The sequence below is a fragment of the Micromonospora qiuiae genome, assembly GCF_016863555.1.
Taxonomy (GTDB): Bacteria; Actinomycetota; Actinomycetes; order Mycobacteriales; family Micromonosporaceae; genus Micromonospora; species Micromonospora qiuiae.
The window spans coordinates 23,538-41,050 of record NZ_BOPC01000030.1 but is presented as its reverse complement, the minus strand read 5'-3'; the positions used below and the strand labels follow the sequence as shown (position 1 = coordinate 41,050).

Here is a 17,513-nt window from a genome sequence, read left to right as displayed (position 1 = left end):
CCGGGCAGCACCCGGCCGCGTCAGGCGGGGACGGTGGTGCGGACGGCTTCGGCGAAAACCTCGGAGCGGTGCTCGAAGTTGCGGAACCGGCCGTAGCTCGGCGCGGCCGGGGAGAGCAGCACCACCCCGCCGACGGGGGTGACCTGCCGGGCCAGCCGCACCGCGGCGGTCAGATCCTCGACCAGTTCGGTACGCACCTTCGGCAGCCCGTCGAGCGCCGCGAGGATGCGCGGACCGCTGTCCGGGATGCCGATCACGGTGAGTTCCCGCTCGGCCAGGTGCTCGCGTAGCGGGCTGTAGTCGACACCCCGATCGTTGCCGCCGACGATCACCGTCAACGGCCGCCCGTCGTACGCGTCGATGGCGTGCATGGCCGCGTACGGGCTGGTCGCGAGAGTGTCGTCGACGAAGGTCAGCCCGGACGGGTCGGCGATCTCGGTCAGCCGGTGGGCCAGCCCCTGGAACTCGGCCACCGCCACGGCCAGGGTGTCCTTGCGGTCGACCAGGTCCACGCCGAGCGCGTCGAGCACGGCCAGCGCCACGCAGAGGTTGCCCTCGTTGTGCCGGCCGACCAGCGGCAGCACCGCCCGGGGAAAGAGCGGCCGGTCGACCAGGTGGAACCAGGGGGTCCCGTCCGACCCGGCGGCCACGTTCACCGAGTCCGCCGTGCCGGCCCGCACCGCCGCCCGGTCGCCGAGCTCGAACAGCAGGCGGGGATCGGCGCCGTTGACCACCACCGTGCGGGGCCCGTACGCCAGCAGATTGAGCTTGTCCCGGTAGTACTCCCGCTCACCGCCGTGCGCGTCCAGGTGCTCGGGAAACAACGCGGTGACCACCGCCACCCGGGGCGAGTCGGTCAGGTCACTGCACTGGTAGCTGGACAGCTCCAGCACGTACAGCTCCGCCGCCGGCAGGTCCAGCGTGGGTACGCCGATGTTGCCGCCGAAGACGTTCGGCCGGTCCACGGCGGCCAACAGATGGCTGATCAGGCTCGACGTGGTGCTCTTGCCCTTGCTGCCGGTCACCCCGATGGTGCGCTCGCCGTGATCGGCCATCCACAGCGCGGTGCCCTGGGTGACGGTCACGCCGCGGCGGCGCAACTCCACCAGCCACGGGTGGGTCTGCGGCACGCCCGGCGAGCGGACCACCACGTCGGCGGCGGCCAACCGGGCGAAGCCCTCCTCGCCGGTGACCAGCGGGGCGGCCTCCGCCAGCGGCCCGTCCCAGGGCAGCGAGAGAAAGTTGGCGCTGTCGTCCACGGCGACCAGGTTCGCCGGACCGTGGGCGGCGATCGCGGTCACCGCGGCCCGCCCCTCCCGACCGGCCCCCCAGACGGCGACGGTACGTCCGCGCAGCTCAGACAGGCGCACAAGCTCTCCTCGGATTTCGACGACGGCATGGCACAGGCGCGGTCCGGCGGTCGCCAGCCCCGCACTCCGTCGCGGTACACGGCGGAGCCGGGCACGGCCGGACGAACCAGGGCCTAGTATGGCGTGTGCCCAACACGCAGCTGGCGCGGATGGACGCCTTCACCTTCCCGTCCTACTCGATCGACCTCGCCACTGGGGAGGCGCTGTTCGATTACGCCCTGACCGGGCCCGACGGCGAGCAGCGGTTCACCGAAGTGATCACGTTACCGGTGCCCGAGCAGTCACCGTCGGACGCCGCCGTGGCAGCGCTCGGCCGGGTGCTGGAACTGCTGCACGTGGTGGCCGGGGTCAGCTATTACAAGGCCGCCGCGCCGGGGCAGCTGGTGCTGCCGGCGCCGCTCGGCCCGGCCGCCGCCGAGTTCGTCACGGCCGTCTACACCAAGGGCCTCGCCGAGTACGCGTACCGCAACCAGCTGCCGTACGTGCTGGAGCTGACCCCCCGCATCCCGGACGGCCGGGTCACGCCCGCCGCCCCGTACGACAACTCCGACCGGCGCCCCCTGTCGGCGGTCGGCGGCGGCAAGGACTCGATCGTCAGCCTGGAGGCGCTGCGCCGCGCCGGCCTCGACCCGGTGCCCTTCTCGGTCAACCCGAACCACGTGATCGACGCCGTGAACGCCGCCTCCGGGCTCACCCCCCTCGCGGCCCGGCGGCGCATCGACCCGGTGCTGCTCGAGCTGAACGCGATGGGCGCCCGCAACGGGCACATCCCGGTCACCGCGATCAACTCGTTGATCGCGGTCGCCACTGCGGTGCTGCACGGGCTGGGCCCGGTGGTGATGTCCAACGAGCGCTCGGCGTCGGACCCGAACCTGATCTGGAACGGCCACGAGATCAACCACCAGTGGTCCAAGGGGGTGGAGGCCGAGGGGCTGCTGCGGGCCGCGCTGGCCGAGCACGCTGGGCTGGCCGAGCCGTACTTCTCCCTGCTGCGCCCCTTGTCGGAGCTGCACATCGCCCGGCTGTTCGCCTCGATCGACCGCTACGACGATGTGGTGACCAGCTGCAACGCCGCGTTCAAGCTGCGCGACGCCAGCGAGCGGTGGTGCCGCAACTGCCCCAAGTGCCGCTTCGTCTTCCTGGCTCTGGCGCCGTTCATGCCCCGCGAGCGGATCACCCACATCTTCGGCGGTGACCTGCTCGCCGACGAAACCCAGATCCCCGGCTACCGGGAGCTGCTCGGCGTCGACGGGCACAAGCCGTTCGAGTGCGTCGGCGAGGTGGAGGAATCGGTGGTGGCGCTCAGCCTGCTCGCCCAGCAGCCGGACTGGCGCGACACCCCGGTCGTCCGTGCCCTCGTGGCGGCCGTTCCCGACACCGCCTGGTCCACCGCCGCCACCTCCGACACCTTCACCCCCACCACCGCCCCCAACCACATCCCCCCCACCTACACCAAGGCCCTGCACTCCCTCACCACCTGACCCCCCTTTTTCACCGGCGATCATGCAGTTTCCGTCGGCACAAAAGTTGACAAAGGGGGCGAACCGCCGACCGAAAGTGCAAGATCGGCGAGGAAGGGCGGGGTGGGGTGGGGCGGGCCGCTTGCGCCGGTCAGAGGGGGTCGTCGCGGCCCAGCTCCCAGCAGGCCACGGCGGTGGCGGCGGCGACGTTGAGCGAGTCGACACCGCGCCGCATCGGGATCACCACCCGGGCGTCACTCGCCTCCATGGCCGCCCGGGTCAGTCCGGCGCCCTCGGCGCCGAGCAGCAGCGCGGCGCGGGCCCGCTGGGCGGGATCCAGCCGCTGGATGGGCACCGCGTCCGGTGCCGGGGTCATCGCCAGCACGGTGAAGCCGGCGGCCCGCACCTCCGCCAGCGCCGCCGGCCAGGGCTCCAGTTTGGCGTACGGCACGGCGAACACCTCGCCCATGCTGACCCGTACGCTGCGCCGGTAGAGCGGGTCGGCGCAGGACGGGGAGAGCAGCACGGCGTCCACCCCGAGCGCGGCGACCGCCCGGAAGATCGCGCCCAGGTTGGTGTGGTTGTTGACGTCCTCCAGGATCACCACCCGGCCGGCGGCGGCGAGCACCTCGGCGGCGGCCGGCAACGCCTTGCGCCGGAACGACGCGAGCACTCCCCGGTGCACGTGGAAGCCGGTGGCCGCCCGCAGCACGTCCTGCGTGGCGGCGTAGACCGGGGCGTCACCGGTGTCCAGGTCGGCGAGCTGGTCGACCCGCTTGGCGTCGACCAGGTACGACCGGGCCGGATAGCCGGCCCGCAGCGCCCGCCGCAGCACCAGCTCACCCTCGGCGATGAACAGACCGTGTGGTGGCTCCCAGCGGGTCCGCAGCTCCACGTCGGTCAGCGCACGATAGTCCCCGATCCGCTCGTCGTCCGGCTCGGTGATCAGCTCCACAGGCACCCGCCGAGTGTAAGGAAGGGCCCCGTATTAACGCCTCCGGTAGAGGAAGGGCCCCTTCTTAACACCGCACGGCAATGTCCCGGTCGGTACCGGCTCGGGCACCGACCGGGATGCCGCACCGATCAGGCGATCGTGCAGGTGGAGCCATTCAGGGTGAACGACGACGGTCTGTCGGAGTTGCCGGTGTGGGTGGCCTGGAAGCCGATACCGACGGAGGCCCCCGGGGCGATGGTGCCGTTGTAGGACACGTTGCGCGCCGTGACCTGCCCCGAGGTCGGCGAGTAGCTGGCGTTCCAGCCGCTGGTGATGTTCTGCCCGCCGGGCAGGGTGAACACCAGCGACCAGCCGTTGATCGTGCTGTTACCGGTGTTCGTGATGGTGATGTCCTCGGTCAGGCCGTTGTTCCACGCGTTGACGTTGACCGCGACCCGGCAGGCGCTGGTGCCGCCCGGCGGAGGGGTGGTCGGGCCCGGCGGAGGAGTGGTCGGGCCCGGCGGAGGAGTGGTCGGGCCCGGCGTCGGGGTGGTGCCGGCACCGAACTGGGTGAAGAACTGCCAGGTCTCGGCCGGCAGGAAGGTGTAACTGCTGCCACCGTCCTGCGGAGAGGGGGTGTGGCCGCCGTCGAAGGCGATCCAGCGCACCGGATAGCCGGCCGCGCATCCGGAGTAGTCGGTGGTGATGTGGGTACGGCTGTTCACCGCCGGCTCCGGCGGGTTCTGCCGCGTACATCCGTTGTTGGTGACGAACCGGTCGCGCAGGGTCCGCCCGCCGGAGATGCTGAGCACGTTGTCGCTGAGACCGTGGGCGCCCAGGTACGCGATTCGGCCGGTGCCGCCGCTGCATCCGCTGATCTGCCCGCCCGCGTACACCGCGACTGCCCGGAACACGTTCGGCCGCGCACAGGCCAGGGCGAAGCTCATCCCGCCGCCGTAGCTGAACCCGAGCGCGAACCGCAGGGTCGTCTCCACGCACAGGTTCGACTCGATCTGGCGCAGCATGTCGTCGACGAACGTCACGTCCTCGCCGCCGGAGTTCGCCCAACCGTTGTTCAGCCCCTGCGGCGCCACGAAGATCGTGGTGTTGTTGGCCAACTGCCGCAGCCCGTAGTACGACCAGACGTCCCGCTGCACCGTCTGCCCGGTGTCCACGTCCACGGCGGTGCCGCCCAGCCAGTGGAATCCGAACACCAACCGGTACGGGTTGTTCTGGTTGTAGTTGGCCGGTAGCCGCAGGATGAAGCTACGGCTCTTGCCGCCGCTCTGAATCGTGTGCGTGCCGCTGTTCAGGCCCGGTGCCCGACCGCATCCGGCCGACGCCGCGAGGGTGCCGACCTCCCCGGCCGCGACCGGGGCGGCGTTCACAGACGAGGCGGTGGCGCTGGTGGTGCTGGTCAGCCCCACGGCGCCCACGCCCAGGACGAGAAGCGCCGCGAGCGCGGCGGGACCGAAGAGCGATCTGTGTCTCACCATCGTGTACTCCATTCCGCGTCGCAATGCGACGCGCAGGCGGTGCGATGCAGCGTGGTGGTGGTGTCGCGTTGCCCGGATCACGAAGCTTGCATGACAATTGAGTGCGCCCCCGGCTCCCACTTCGCAACGTATCGCGTGACCGCCCACATATCAAGACATGTGGATGTATCGAGTGCTGCAGGATCCGCCCACAGTGGAGTGCCGTGGGCCGTGCGGGCGGCGGCGGGGCGCCGTTGGTCAGGGAAGAAGCGGCAGACCGATCAGCGCGGCGAGCATGGCGGCACCGAAGATCAACCACGCCACGTAGTCACCGATGTGACCGGAGTGCAGCCGTCGTACCAGCTCGAAACCCGCGATCATCCGCGACAGGAACCGACCACGCTCAGGGGAACCGACGTGCAGGGAGATGCCGGCGATGATCACCGCAAGGACGGTTGACGCCGCGCCGAGGAGTAATCCCGACCTGCTCCACCAGGTGGCGGGCGACGCCGGGACCGGGGTCGCGGGCACTGCGAACAGGGCTTGGTCGACGTATCCGGCCTGATCGCCGAAGAATCCAGCGCCGTGACCGACCGCCTGGGCGAGTGCGGGCACCACGCCCACCACGACGCTTCCGGCAAGAAGCACTCCGATCGCCACCAGCATGGTCGATGGCGTTCGTCGTAGCGGATGTTCGGTTTCCGGCTTCTTCGGCTCCGCGCCGATCTGGTGTGCCGGTTCGATCGGTCCGGGCCGGTGTCCCTGCCCGAGGAAGACGCGGAGCCCGGCGCGGAGCACCGCCGCACCGGTGACGGCCGAGACGAGGACGAACACCACGCTGAGCCAGGGATAGCCGGCGGCGGAGGCGGCCTCTTCCGTGATCGCCTTGCCCAGCCCGGGGCCGGACGGCGGCAGGCCGGCCAGGGCCAGCGCGGCAACCAGGAACATCCAGCAGGCAGGGTGACGCCCGCCGACACGCCCGAACAGCTTCCCTTCGTCCAAGGTCTGGAAGCGATCCAGGAGCAGGCCCACGAGGAGGAAGAGCGCCCCTTTGACGCCGGCGTGGCCCACCACGTACAGGGCGACGCCCGCCAGCCCGTCGGGGCGCAGCAGGGCGAACCCGATCAGGAACAGGCCGACGTGCGCGATCGTCGAGTACGCCAGTAGCCGTTTGAGGTGACGCTGGGCGAAGCACATCAGGCTGCCGACCGCGGCGGTCAGCAGGCCCATGGTGAGGAAGGTGCGCTGCACCACCGGAGCCGGAATGCTGGTGGCGAAGACGGTCAGGTACACGCGTGCCAGCGCGTAGACGCCCATCTCGACCATGACGCCGGACATCAGTACGCACACCGGTGTGGGCGCGACCGCATGCGCGTCGGCCAGCCAGAAGTGCATGGGGGCCATGGCCGCCTTGACCAGGAAGCCGATGGTGACGAGCACGAACGCGCCGACGATCAGCCCGTCGGCCGGGTGGCCGGCGAGCTTCGCGCCGAGTTGGGCGAATCCGAGTTGCCCGGTGCGCGCGTACAGCAGCCCGATCCCCATCAGGGACAGGTACGCCCCGAAAGAGTTGATCAGAGCGAAGTTGAGGCTGCCCTGCACGGAGTCCGGCTCCTCGATGTGCAGTCCGGCCAGCGCGAAGGCCGAGACGCCCATCAGTTCGAAGAACACGAACATGTTGAACAGGTCGCCGGTGAGGACGAATCCGATCATCCCGGCCAGGAACAGCAGCATCAGCGCGTGGTAGTGGCCGTGGGCGGTTTCCAGGTACCGCCAGCTGTACAGCAACGCGCAGCAGGTCAGGCCGGCGGCGAGGCACGCGAAACCGGCGCCCAGTTGGTCGACCACCAGCACGACGCCCACGGACCGGCCGCCCCTGGGCTCCCACCCACCCGACCAGGTGACCACCCGCCCGTCCTTTGCGGCGGCCACCAGTGCCACGCACAGGCCGAGCGCGGCGACCGCCGCCACCATGGCGAGCAGATCCGCCAGCCGGCGTGACGCCCACCGCTGGACGACCAGGACCACACAGGCCATCACGATGGGCAGCGCGACCGCGAGTGGCGCGAGATCGCTGGCAGACCCCCGGTACACCTCAGCCCTTCAGTTGCTGCAACTTGTCCGGATCGACCGTGTGGTGGGTCTTCTCGATCTGGATGGTGAGCGCGAGCAACAGCGCCGTGACCGTCGCCGACACCACGATGTCGGTGAGCGCCATGGCCTGCACGACCGGATCCACCACATCGCTGGTCGGCGTCGAGCCCGGGCTGAACACGGGGGCCCTCCCTTCCCACTGGTATCCGATCGCCAGCAGGAGTACGTACGTGCCCGACTGCGCGACGGACAGGGACACCGTCGCCTGGATGAGATTTCGACTGCGAAGGATGCCCATTGCGCCGACCAGGACCAACCACCCGGCCACGGCGTACGCGAAGATCCGCACTGCCGCCCGCCTCAGCTCGTGGACCTGCGGGTTGGCAGCTGGGTTGTCCCGATGGCCTGCGCGAAGAACTGCGCCAGCAGCACCACCCCACCGCCAGCTACCGCAGCGCCGGTCACGATGTTGAGAATCGGCACGGTCCCGGCGGACAGCAGGCTCTGGAACGAGCCGAGTGGCGCGATGTTGGCCAGGAAGCCGCTCCCCAGCGCGAGACCGACGAGCCCGAGCACGGCGAAGGACGCGGCGCTGAGACCTTCTGTCCAGACGTACCAGCTGAGTGGTCGGAGACGCTGCAGACTCTCGTACCGTCCGGCCAGATACAGCAGATGCACGGCGGTTGCCAGCACGACACCGCCTTGAAAGCCGCCGCCGGGTGTCAGGTGGCCGTGTACCACGACGTCCAACCCGATCAGCACAGTCACCGGGAGGAGCAGGTAGGACAGCAGGGTGGTGCTGTCCGACACCCGGCCACCTCGCGTCGCCGGGCGCCGGGACTCACGTCTGGTCGGGCGCAGGAGCGCCGCGGTACCGATGACCGAACTCAGCAGGATCACCTCTTCACCGAGGGTGTCCAGGGCCCGCTGGTCGAAGTTGACCGACGACACCACGTTCGCGGTGCGGTGCTGTAGCGCGGCCGGTACGGCCAGATCGCGGTAGGGGTGTTCGGATGTGCCGAAGGGTGGCATGCCGGCGACCGCGAACGCGAACATCACCGCCAGACCCGCCGCGCCGAGGGCGAACACGAGCAGCCGCGCCCGCCGGCTCATCGATGCCTCTGGTTGATTTTGTGTACGGTGAGCATGACCATGAGCGGCACCAACGCGGTGCCGACGACGAGCTGCGACAGCGCGACGTCAGGCGCCTGCAGCACGAAGAACAGCAACGTGAGCAGGATGCCGAAGACCGACAGGGTGACCGCCTGGCGGGCCGGCTCGGGGGTGAAGACGACGGCGGTCGCGCCCACCGCCACCAGCGTCAGGGCCACCACGATCAGGACGGCGCTCATTCCGGGGACTCCGCAGGGACCAGCTTCTGCCATTGGGCGGCGACGCGGCCGGTCGCTGCAGCCAGCACAGGCCCCGTCACGACGAGAACCAGCGTGGTGAACAGGATCAACGCGGTGGGCAGGTGCCATCCGCTGTCGACGGCCAGGCCGACACCGACGAGCGGCGCGCCGACGGAGGTCACCGGCGTCAGGAAGTGGATCCGGCGCAGCACGTTGCGCGGGAGCAGGATCCCCAGCACCGACGCCACGCAGACCAGCACCCCCGCCGTGACGAGGATGGCCGCGAGTGACCCGACGCCGGTCATCGCTGTGGCGCCAGGAGCCGGGTGAAGACCAGGATGCCGGCGAACGACAGCACGGCCAAGACCAGGGGCGCGATCAGGTACGACAACTGATCGAAGCCGCTGGCCAGCAGGAGAAGGATCAGCACGGTGAGGGTGCTGGACAGCTCGAGGCCGATGAGTCGCTGCAGCGCGTCGCCGCGTGCGCCCAGGTACAGCGCCGGGCCCAACCCCGCGACCATCAGCGCCAGACCGGCCGCCAGCCAGAGGTTCACCTGACGACCGTCTTCCCCGTCGACACCTGCCCCGACCCGAGCAGATGCAGCACGACCGGCGCCCCGTCCGGGGGCCAGTCGACGACGACGCTGCTGGGCGTGGCGGAAAGCACGAAGGTGCCCCATGCCCGACGGAACGCCGCGCGGGAGGCAGCCTCGTCCGTGGGCGGGCGGAGCCGGACCAGCCGGCCGGGTACGTCCCTGCCGGCAAGCATCCGCGGCGTGACCTGCACCAGCAGGCGAGCCGTGTCGACAGGTACGGCCACGGCCAGCCGGCCCAACCAGGCCAGCCACCGCACGTCCGGCCGCCAGCGGTGTCCGAGCGCCCGCCGGCTGCTCACCGCGACGACTGCGCAGACGAGTGCGCAGGCAGCACCGACCAGCAGCTCGGCGAGGGTCAGCGGGGAGACGGTGGCGACCCATCCGACGGTCAGGGCAACCCACCAGATGACCAATTCCACCAGCAGTGACAACGTGTTTCCTCTCCGCGGGCCAACCCGGCTGCGGCGGACTTCCCGTTACTTTCCCCGCCAAACACCCAGCCCCGAGTACAGCCAGACCATGGCCGCCGAGCGCCGCGAGCCGGCGCTCGGGGCGCGGCAAGCTGGTCGCCTAGACCGAGGGTTGTGTAGCTCGCAGTTTGCGGGGTAACCGCGCACGGCCCATGGTGGTTGCCACCTCTACACGGCGCATGAGGGAGTCAGGTCGATGTTGAAGAAGTTGCACGATTCGGGGCTGAGGGCGGAACACTGCTACATGGCCGGCATGGCGAGTGTTGGGCTGGCGTTCACAAGCTGGCTGCTGTCCAAGCGATTCGAGCGCGCCGGCATCGAACGCGCGGATCGGTGGGGAATTTTTATCGGCGAATGGGCTCCGACCTTCTTCGCGATTGGCAACGGACTTCAGATGTACGAGAGGAAGTGAACATCGCCCAGGCGACGTGTGGGAAACCCGCGACCGGCTTCAGAATCTCGCCACCGGCAGGTGTCTGGGCACCAACAACAACGGGGATGTCTACACCGCAGAATGCAGCACGACGGATAACAAATACCTGGCCTGGTGGTTGACCGGATCGACCACGTATGTTCAGAACGAACGTACCGGCTGGTGCCTGGACAGCAACAGCACGGGGTGGACCTATGCCCTCCCGTGCAACCGCGGGAACAACCAGATCTGGGTCCTGAGCTGAACCAGATCAGCGATGACGGCAGAGCGGGCACGACTCACCTCGGTCGATCAAACGAGGCGATGAATCGACATGCCCGCCCTGCCACCATTCAGCAAGGGCGCATCTCATGAAACGCATCAAGCCGGACAGCCCAGACCTTGCCAGGGCTGCGTCGAGATCGCCCTGCTTGATCACCTGCTCAGCAAAGCCGTATGGAACTGATCTTGTCGTTGCCGTTGCGGGTGGTCAGATCGGCAATCTGCTCCCCCGGGACAACATCAATGAATGACTTGGTGTAGTTGTAGCCATCAAAGAGGCACCACCTGCCGCTGTGCACACGCAAACTGGAGATAGCGTTGTCGATGCCGCTCCGGCGGAGATCCGGGTTGTTCCCCATGATGATCGTGCGATGGCCGTTGAATCCCGCGTCGAGCCACACGTCGATTCGCTCATTTGCCGCAGAAGCGGGCGAGGGCAGAGCAGCCACCCCAGCGGCCATAATTGTCACCGCCGCCATCAATCTGCCAAGAATGCGCCGTTTCATGGAGCCAGACTCCTTCTGTCGCCTTCCAATGGGCGTCGATCACGCTAATCGAAGGCATGCTTTGCCAGCTACCAGGCAAAATGAGAGCATTGCCACTTGAACCGGACGGAAGCTGAGGCGTCCGGCCCTGAGCGCCAGCCGGACCCGGCCGCGCGAAACTCCCTTTGAACCTTCCGACGATCGCGAACGTCGACATCTTCAGAAAGGATCCCCAAGGGATTTCTCTGAGAGGATGTGGCATGGGATCGTTCCGGAAATCCAGGCAGGCAGCGGCTGCGGTCGTCGCCGTGGGAGCGCTGACTGCTGGGCTTACCTTCAGCACGGCAGGCCCGGCCTCCGCATCGACGATCAAGAAGGGCTGGGTTCAGTTGTGCGCCCAGGGCGACTACTCCGCCGTGGTGAACTCCTCCTCGCTCATCTCCTCCCGGATCGTGACCCCGGGCACTTGCGATTGGTGGGAGTGGGGCGCTCGCGGTTGGGAACAACTCACTGTCATCGACATCCGGTCGGGCAGGGCCGTCGGTAGCGCTTGGTACAACGGCGCCCAGTCCGGAATCGGGCTGGGCGCAAAGGGCACGACCGGCGGCAGCCAGTGGATCATCACCTGGTAGCCGACGAAGGCCAACTCCGCCCCTGAACGGCCAACGCATGGTTGATCATGAGGTTAGCGCCGCTGACCTCATGATCAACGCGGGGGCGGGTCAGCTGCGGTTCTGGAACCAGCGGCGCAGGTCCGACAGGCGGTCGTCGGGTGAGCGGCGTTCGGTTACGGGGTCGCGTTCGACCGGGCGGCGCGGGTCGCCGACCAGGGCGCGGCTGGGCGCGGTGAACGACTCCGCCGGCTGACCGTCGACCGCCGCCACGATGGTCCTCGCGACCGCCTCGATCACCCGGGCCTGCACCGCGCCGACCGGGTCGGTCGGGTCGTCCGGGTTGGCGGCGATGCCGGCCACCGCGACCTGCGGGGTGAACCCGACGAAACTCGAGGTGGCGCCCTGGTCGGAGCTGCCGGTCTTGCCGGCCACCGGCCGGCCGCCGAAGATCCGGCCCACGGCGGTGGCGGTGCCGCCGTTGCACTGCCCGAACGCGGACTGCTGGCCCACCGGGCAGCGCGCCGCGTCGGTGGCGGCCCGGGCCACGTCGGGGTCGAGCACCTGCCGGCAGGACGGGTCGCCGACCGGCAGCCGCTGACCGTCCGGCGCGGTCACCGACAGCACCGGCACCGGCGAGCAGTACGTCCCCTCCGCCGCCACGGTCGCGTACGCGTTGGCCAGGTCGAGCGGGGTGGTGGCGGCCACGCCGAGGCCGAACGCCCCCCAGTTGGCCGCGTCGTTCTCGGCGAAGTTCGCATCGGCCTCGGCCCGGAAGGTGATGCCGAGCCGCTGCGCCATCTCGACCACCTTGTCCTGGCCGACCTGCTCGGCCAGCCAGACGAAGTACGTGTTCACCGAGCGGCCGAAGCCGTCCCACATCATCCGGTAGCCGTCCATCCACTGCGGGTTGGCGTTGGCCGGGCACCACCGGCCGTCGCAGCTGCTCTCGTCGTCGCCGGCCGCGTACCGGGTGGGCAGTCGGCTGGGCGCGTCGAACCCGGTCGCGAGGGGCCGGCCGGACTCCAGCGCGGCGAGGAGGGTGAACAGCTTGAACGTCGAGCCTGCCTGGTAGCCGGCGACGCTGCCGCCGCCGGAGATCAGCGGGTTGACCGTGTTCGGGTAGTTGAGCTGCCCGTCGGGGTTGGCGTCGAGGCTGTAGTGCCGGTTGACCGCCATCGCGAGGATCCGGCCGGTGCCGGGCTCGACCGCGGCGATCGGCAGGGCACGGGGGTTGTCGTACCCGTACACGCCGGTGGCCTGCCGCTGCGCGGTGGCCTGGACCTGCGGGTCGAGCGTGGTGACCACGCTGTAGCCACCCCGGCGCAGCGCCTGCTCGCGCTCGGCGACGGTGTCGCCGAACTCGGGCTGCTCCAGCCACCACCGGTGCAGGTAGTCGCAGAAGAACCCCGACCCGTCCTGGGCGCCGGCGGTGGCGGCGCACCCGTTGGCCTGCGCGCTCGGGTTCAGCGCCAGTTCCTCGGCCTTGGCCCGGGCGGCCTGCTCGACGGTGATCGCCCCGGTCGCGGCCATCGAGTCCAGCACGTACGCCCGCCGGGCCAACGCCGCCTCGGCGTCACCGTCGATCGGGCTGTACGCCTCCGGCGCCTGCACCAGGCCGGCGAGCAACGCCGCCTCGGCGAGGGTCAGCTCCGCCGGCGGCTTGGAGAAGTAGCGCTGGCTCGCGGCGGCGATACCGTACGCCCCGGAGCCGAAGTACGCGATGTTCAGGTAGCGGTTGAGGATCTCGTCCTTGCTGAGCAGCTGTTCCAGGGCGTTGGCGTACCGGATCTCCTGGAGCTTGCGCCCGATGGTCGTCTCGGTGGCCGCGGCCCGCTCCTCGGCGGTGCGGCTCGGGTCGGTCTTGAGCACGTTGCGCACGTACTGCATGGTCAGCGTCGAGCCACCCTGCTCGGCGCTGCCGGAGGTGACGTTGGTGACCAGGGCCCGCAGCATGCCGCGCAGGTCGACCCCGCCGTGGTCGTAGAAGCGCCGGTCCTCGGCGGCCACGATCGCCTGCCGCATCACCGGCGCGATCTCCGCCAGCGTCACGTCGCTGCGGTTGACGTCGTAGAACGTGGTGATCAACGTCGTGCCGTCGTTGGCGTAGAGGTATGAGCGCTGCGGGGTGGCCGGGGTGCGCAGCGCGTCCGGCAGCGCCGCGTACTCACCGAGTGCCGCCTTGGCGGCGAAGCCGAGCAGAAGGTTGCCCGGCAGTGCGGCGACCGCCAGCACGACGCCGGCGAGGACGCCGGCCAGCAGGACGGTGAACAGCCGCGACAGCGGCGTGCGGGTGGCCATGGTCACCAGGATTGCCGCGAAAGCCGCGATCCGGCCACCCTCGCCGGCCGGTTGTCAGCCAACTCACGGCCGATTGGCAGCAGGCTTTACGCAGGTCAACCGCCAGGTGCGCGACCTCGTCCAGGCTGACGCGGCAGCCGGAGCATGGCGCCCGTCAGCCGGCCCCCAGTGGCCCACCCGGTCCGCCCGGCACACCCGGCCCGATCGGCCCGATCGATCCGGGTGGGCCCGCGGTGGCGACGCTGGCGTTGCCGGCATCGCGAAGGATCTCGCGGGGCAACAGGCGACCGGAGCGATAGCTGATGCCGATGCCGGCGATCAGCACGAAAATGGCCCCGAAGGTCTGCAACGAGCCGATCAGCGCCCCGCCGATGCCCAGCAACGGGCTGGCGATCATCAGCATCGCTCCGTCGCCGATGCTGAACATCCCCGAGCGGGCCACCGCCCAGCCGGTGCAGAGCCAGCCCACGCTGTAGCAGGTCGCACCGACCAGCACCAACGTCCGGGCGGTGGTGCCGAAGACCGGCGTCTGCTCAGCCAACCCCGCGAAGGGCAGCATCAGCACCGTACCGGCGATGCTGACCAACAACCCGGCGACGGCCGAATGGCGGCTGCGGGTGGCAGCGAGCAGGCCCGTCAGGCCCAGCAGGGCCAGCAGGCCGAGCCAGACCGCGAGCACCCAACCGACCAGGTAGAGCGGCTGACCGTCGGCCGGGTAGGGATCGTTGCCGACCCCGCCGTCGCTGGCCATCGCCACCGCGCCGTAAAGGATCGCGTACGCCGGCAGCAGCCAGACCGCGGCTCGGGCCAGCCGACGCAGGGACCACGCCCAACTCGCATTGGTGGCCGCTCCCGGCGGAGCCGGCTCGTCGGCGAAGGGCAGTACGCCGAAGCCGCCACCGGTCCGGCGGGTACCCAGGGGCCCGGTGGGGTCGTGCGCCCCCGGCACCTCCGGCGCGGACCACAACCGCCTCAGTGGATCCATCCGTCACCTCGCTCGTCCACGAGCGGTGCTCAGGACGCGCCGAGGCGCCCCGAGGCCTGGTCACCACCCGCACTAGACCGATGGTGGCAGGCACCGAGGCGCCTCATGAGCTTTTCTCGGGATCAGCCGCGCTCGCGCTGGTCCGAGGTGTCGTTGAGCAGACTCGCCGGGGTGACCGGCTCCGGGGCGGGCAACCCCTGCGGTCCCTTACCCCCGGTGGCCTTCGCCTCCGCCACGCGTACCTCGTCGTGTATCTCCTGGGCCGCCGCAGCGGCGGCCTGCGCCGCCTCGGCGGCCTCCCGCTCGACGGCGCTGGCGTCGTCGGAGGCCTGCGGGCTCGGCGCGTCGCCGACCATCTGGCTGAGCCCGCCGAGCGCTCCACCCATGCCCTCCAGGGCCTTGGTCAGCTCGGCCGGCACGATCCACACCTTGTTCGCCGTGCCGTTGGCGATCTGCGGCAGCGCCTGGAGGTACTGGTACGCGAGCACCTTCTGGCTCGGGTTGGCCTGGTGGATGGCGTCGAACACGGTCCGGATCGCCTTCGCCTGACCCTCGGCCTGAAGGATCCGGGCCTGCCGGTCACCGTCGGCCCGCAGCACCGCCGCCTGCTTCTCACCCTCGGCCGAGAGGATCTGCGACTGCTTGTGCCCCTCGGCGTTCAGGATCGCGGCACGGCGGTCCCGCTCGGCGCGCATCTGCTTCTCCATCGAGTCGCGGATGCTCGGCGGCGGCTCGATCGCCTTGATCTCGACCCGGGTCACCTTGATGCCCCACCGGCCGGTGGTCTCGTCCAGCACCCCGGAGAGGTGCCGGTTGATCTCCTCACGGCTGGTCAGCGCGCGCTCCAGGTCCAGCGAACCGATCACGTTGCGCAGCGTGGTGACGGTCAGCTGCTCGATCGCCTGAAGGAAGTTGGAGATCTCGTAGGTGGCCCGGACCGAGTCCACGACCTTGAAGTAGAGCACGGTGTCGATCGACACGACCAGGTTGTCCGAGGTGATCACCGGCTGCGGCGGGAAACTGACCACCTGCTCGCGCATGTCGACCTTGGTTCGCACCGCGTCGACGAAGGGCAGCAGGACGTTCAGCCCCGGGTTCAGGGTGCGCTTGTAGCGGCCGAGCCGCTCGACCACGTCCTGGCGCTGCTGCGGCACGATCCGCACCGACTTGGCCAGGGTGATCACCGCGAGCAGGGCAATACCTATCAACAGGACGGGGAACACGAATTCCATCCGCTCACCTTTCCGCTTCGGGTAGCTCACCGGGCGTCGTAACGTCCCGCCAGACCAGGGCTACCGCTCCCTTGACCTGGATAACCTGCACCCGCTCACCGGGTGCCAACACCTGGGTGGCGTCGTAGGCGCGAGCGCTCCACGTCTCGCCATCGATCTTGACTACGCCCCGATCGGCGTCGACCTGCTCCAGCACCAGGGCGGTGGAGCCCTCGATCGCCTCGATGCCGAAGACGGCGTCCCGGCTCTCCGAGGAGGTCCGCTGGTGCCGCTGAATGACCGGCCGCGCGGCGAGCACGGTCAGCGCCGACACGGCGGCGAAAACCACCGCCTGCACCGGCACCGAGGCACCCAGTGCGGCGGCACCGGCGGCGGCGAACGCGCCGACCGCGAACATGATCAAAAACAGGGTCGCCGTGAAGATCTCAGCGACCGCCAGCAACACGCCCAGCACGATCCACAGCACGGCTTCCATGTAACGATCGTGACACGGCAAGGCACGTATCATCGAACTGTCATGATCGAAACCTGGCGACCACCGCCATCAAGGGCGATTCGTGTCGTTATGTGCGGGCCTGACCGCCCGGCAGCCGGGCCTGGCAGGCCCCAACCGCAGCCACTCAGGACGGCTCGGTGACGAAGTCGATCAACCGCTCCATGGCGTTGATCAGCGGGGTCTCCACGTCAGCGAAGGTGTTCACCCGGGACAGGATCCGCCGCCACATGTCGGCCGGCTCGGCCACCCCGAGCGCCGCGCAGACGCCCTCCTTCCACGGCCGTCCCGGCGGCACCACCGGCCATGCCGCGATGCCCAGCGCTCCCGGCTTCACCGCCTGCCACACGTCGACGTACGGGTGCCCGGTCACGAGCACGTGCGGTGAGCTCACCCGCGCCACGATCCGGCTCTCCTTCGAACCGGGCACCAGGTGGTCGACCAGCACGCCGAGGCGCCGCTGCGGCCCGGGGCCGAACTCGCGCACCTGGGCGTCGAGCGCGTCGACCCCCTCCAGCGGCTCCACCACCACACCCTCGATCCGCAGGTCGTCGCCCCAGATCCGCTCGACCAGCGCGGCGTCGTGCACACCCTCCACCCAGATTCGGCTGGCCCGGGCGACCCGCGCGCGTACCCCGTCCACCGCGATCGAACCCGAGGCGGTGCGGCGCCGGGCGGCCGGCACCGGCGCGCGGGTGGGCCGGCGCAGGGTGACCGGACGACCGTCGAGCAGGAACGCGGCCGGCAGCAGCGGAAAGTTGCGCCGCCGGCCGTGCCGGTCCTCCAGCACCACCGCGCCGGAGTCGAACCCGACCACCGCACCGCAGAAGCCCGAGTCGGCGTCCTCGACCACCAGATCCGGTTCGGCGTCGACCTCCGGAATCACCTTCCGTCGACGCCAGTCCCCCGCCAACACGTCGTCGCCATACCGCCGCCCCATGACGCTCACGGTAATCCCG

Annotated in this window: 20 protein-coding genes; 4 read left to right on the top strand and 16 right to left on the bottom strand. The window is 69.9% G+C overall.

Going from position 1 to position 17,513, the window contains the following annotated elements; genetic code table 11:
• Positions 1–20: 20 nt before the first annotated feature.
• Positions 21–1,370: a UDP-N-acetylmuramoyl-L-alanine--D-glutamate ligase gene (murD, locus tag Vqi01_RS11815; protein ID WP_204034792.1), complete on the bottom strand. Its 1,350-nt coding sequence runs from the start codon at positions 1,368–1,370 to the stop codon at positions 21–23.
• 125 nt (positions 1,371–1,495) lie between these two features.
• Between murD and Vqi01_RS11810 the strand changes: the two genes are divergently transcribed.
• Positions 1,496–2,851 carry a MurL-like N-terminal domain-containing gene (locus tag Vqi01_RS11810; RefSeq protein ID WP_204034791.1) on the top strand — a complete coding sequence of 452 codons (1,356 nt, stop codon included), beginning with the start codon at positions 1,496–1,498 and terminating at the stop codon, positions 2,849–2,851.
• 130 nt (positions 2,852–2,981) lie between these two features.
• Here Vqi01_RS11810 and Vqi01_RS11805 read toward each other — a convergent pair whose 3' ends face one another.
• The 9 genes from Vqi01_RS11805 to Vqi01_RS11765 form a co-directional block, all read right to left on the bottom strand.
• Entirely contained in the window at positions 2,982–3,791 is an 810-nt protein-coding gene (locus tag Vqi01_RS11805; RefSeq protein WP_204034790.1) for a TrmH family RNA methyltransferase, read from the bottom strand.
• 122 nt (positions 3,792–3,913) lie between these two features.
• A complete protein-coding gene (locus Vqi01_RS11800; RefSeq protein WP_204034789.1) occupies positions 3,914–5,260 on the bottom strand; it encodes a CE1 family esterase in 1,347 nt (448 codons plus the stop codon).
• A gap of 237 nt (positions 5,261–5,497) precedes the next feature.
• The gene (locus Vqi01_RS11795; protein ID WP_239098335.1) at positions 5,498–7,333 is read right to left on the bottom strand and encodes a complex I subunit 5 family protein; all 1,836 of its coding nucleotides are present in this window, start codon (positions 7,331–7,333) and stop codon (positions 5,498–5,500) included.
• A gap of 1 nt (position 7,334) precedes the next feature.
• Entirely contained in the window at positions 7,335–7,682 is a 348-nt protein-coding gene (locus Vqi01_RS11790) for a sodium:proton antiporter (RefSeq protein ID WP_204034788.1), read from the bottom strand.
• Between the two features lie 11 nt (positions 7,683–7,693).
• Positions 7,694–8,446, bottom strand: coding sequence for an MnhB domain-containing protein (locus Vqi01_RS11785; protein WP_204034787.1), 753 nt, complete (start codon positions 8,444–8,446; stop codon positions 7,694–7,696).
• On the bottom strand, positions 8,443–8,685 hold the full coding sequence (locus Vqi01_RS11780; RefSeq protein WP_204034786.1) for a Na(+)/H(+) antiporter subunit B: 243 nt from the start codon (positions 8,683–8,685) through the stop codon (positions 8,443–8,445). Before Vqi01_RS11780 ends, Vqi01_RS11785 begins: the two co-directional genes overlap by 4 nt.
• Positions 8,682–8,990, bottom strand: a complete 309-nt coding sequence (locus tag Vqi01_RS11775) for a monovalent cation/H(+) antiporter subunit G (RefSeq protein ID WP_204034785.1) — start codon at positions 8,988–8,990, stop codon at positions 8,682–8,684. The genes Vqi01_RS11780 and Vqi01_RS11775 overlap by 4 nt, the downstream gene beginning before the upstream one ends.
• The gene (locus tag Vqi01_RS11770) at positions 8,987–9,241 is read right to left on the bottom strand and encodes a monovalent cation/H+ antiporter complex subunit F (RefSeq protein ID WP_204034784.1); all 255 of its coding nucleotides are present in this window, start codon (positions 9,239–9,241) and stop codon (positions 8,987–8,989) included. Before Vqi01_RS11770 ends, Vqi01_RS11775 begins: the two co-directional genes overlap by 4 nt.
• Entirely contained in the window at positions 9,238–9,714 is a 477-nt protein-coding gene (locus Vqi01_RS11765; RefSeq protein ID WP_204034783.1) for a hypothetical protein, read from the bottom strand. Before Vqi01_RS11765 ends, Vqi01_RS11770 begins: the two co-directional genes overlap by 4 nt.
• Positions 9,715–9,949: 235 nt before the next feature.
• On the opposite strand from Vqi01_RS11765, the gene Vqi01_RS11760 reads away from it, so the two are divergent.
• Positions 9,950–10,165 (top strand): hypothetical protein, encoded by a 216-nt coding sequence (locus Vqi01_RS11760; RefSeq protein ID WP_204034782.1) that lies wholly within the window; start codon positions 9,950–9,952, stop codon positions 10,163–10,165.
• A gap of 16 nt (positions 10,166–10,181) precedes the next feature.
• Positions 10,182–10,430 carry an RICIN domain-containing protein gene (locus tag Vqi01_RS31575; RefSeq protein WP_204034781.1) on the top strand — a complete coding sequence of 83 codons (249 nt, stop codon included), beginning with the start codon at positions 10,182–10,184 and terminating at the stop codon, positions 10,428–10,430.
• A gap of 178 nt (positions 10,431–10,608) precedes the next feature.
• On the opposite strand, the gene Vqi01_RS11750 is transcribed toward Vqi01_RS31575, so the two are convergent.
• Positions 10,609–10,953, bottom strand: a complete 345-nt coding sequence (locus tag Vqi01_RS11750; protein ID WP_204034780.1) for a beta/gamma crystallin-related protein — start codon at positions 10,951–10,953, stop codon at positions 10,609–10,611.
• 239 nt (positions 10,954–11,192) lie between these two features.
• Between Vqi01_RS11750 and Vqi01_RS11745 the strand changes: the two genes are divergently transcribed.
• Positions 11,193–11,564, top strand: coding sequence for a hypothetical protein (locus tag Vqi01_RS11745; protein WP_204034779.1), 372 nt, complete (start codon positions 11,193–11,195; stop codon positions 11,562–11,564).
• Positions 11,565–11,654: 90 nt separating this feature from the next.
• On the opposite strand, the gene Vqi01_RS11740 is transcribed toward Vqi01_RS11745, so the two are convergent.
• The 5 genes from Vqi01_RS11740 to Vqi01_RS11720 form a co-directional block, all read right to left on the bottom strand.
• The gene (locus Vqi01_RS11740) at positions 11,655–13,844 is read right to left on the bottom strand and encodes a transglycosylase domain-containing protein (protein ID WP_239098334.1); all 2,190 of its coding nucleotides are present in this window, start codon (positions 13,842–13,844) and stop codon (positions 11,655–11,657) included.
• A gap of 154 nt (positions 13,845–13,998) precedes the next feature.
• Positions 13,999–14,829 (bottom strand): hypothetical protein, encoded by an 831-nt coding sequence (locus Vqi01_RS11735; RefSeq protein ID WP_204034778.1) that lies wholly within the window; start codon positions 14,827–14,829, stop codon positions 13,999–14,001.
• Between the two features lie 122 nt (positions 14,830–14,951).
• A complete protein-coding gene (locus tag Vqi01_RS11730; RefSeq protein WP_204034777.1) occupies positions 14,952–16,061 on the bottom strand; it encodes an SPFH domain-containing protein in 1,110 nt (369 codons plus the stop codon).
• A gap of 4 nt (positions 16,062–16,065) precedes the next feature.
• Entirely contained in the window at positions 16,066–16,536 is a 471-nt protein-coding gene (locus Vqi01_RS11725; RefSeq protein WP_204034776.1) for an NfeD family protein, read from the bottom strand.
• A 145-nt stretch (positions 16,537–16,681) separates the two neighbouring features.
• Entirely contained in the window at positions 16,682–17,494 is an 813-nt protein-coding gene (locus tag Vqi01_RS11720) for a DUF3097 domain-containing protein (protein WP_204034775.1), read from the bottom strand.
• Between the last annotated feature and the right edge of the window lie 19 nt (positions 17,495–17,513).

Coding starts and splice junctions, on each gene's coding strand:
- Vqi01_RS11800 (WP_204034789.1), bottom strand. CDS start 5,260: ATGGTGAGACACAGATCGCTCTTCGGTCCCGCCGCGCTCGCGGCGCTT.
- Vqi01_RS11785 (WP_204034787.1), bottom strand. CDS start 8,446: ATGAGCCGGCGGGCGCGGCTGCTCGTGTTCGCCCTCGGCGCGGCGGGT.
- Vqi01_RS11780 (WP_204034786.1), bottom strand. CDS start 8,685: ATGAGCGCCGTCCTGATCGTGGTGGCCCTGACGCTGGTGGCGGTGGGC.
- Vqi01_RS11775 (WP_204034785.1), bottom strand. CDS start 8,990: ATGACCGGCGTCGGGTCACTCGCGGCCATCCTCGTCACGGCGGGGGTG.
- Vqi01_RS11760 (WP_204034782.1), top strand. CDS start 9,950: ATGTTGAAGAAGTTGCACGATTCGGGGCTGAGGGCGGAACACTGCTAC.
- Vqi01_RS11750 (WP_204034780.1), bottom strand. CDS start 10,953: ATGAAACGGCGCATTCTTGGCAGATTGATGGCGGCGGTGACAATTATG.
- Vqi01_RS11745 (WP_204034779.1), top strand. CDS start 11,193: ATGGGATCGTTCCGGAAATCCAGGCAGGCAGCGGCTGCGGTCGTCGCC.
- Vqi01_RS11740 (WP_239098334.1), bottom strand. CDS start 13,844: ATGGCCACCCGCACGCCGCTGTCGCGGCTGTTCACCGTCCTGCTGGCC.
- Vqi01_RS11735 (WP_204034778.1), bottom strand. CDS start 14,829: ATGGATCCACTGAGGCGGTTGTGGTCCGCGCCGGAGGTGCCGGGGGCG.
- Vqi01_RS11730 (WP_204034777.1), bottom strand. CDS start 16,061: ATGGAATTCGTGTTCCCCGTCCTGTTGATAGGTATTGCCCTGCTCGCG.
- Vqi01_RS11725 (WP_204034776.1), bottom strand. CDS start 16,536: ATGGAAGCCGTGCTGTGGATCGTGCTGGGCGTGTTGCTGGCGGTCGCT.
- Vqi01_RS11720 (WP_204034775.1), bottom strand. CDS start 17,494: ATGGGGCGGCGGTATGGCGACGACGTGTTGGCGGGGGACTGGCGTCGA.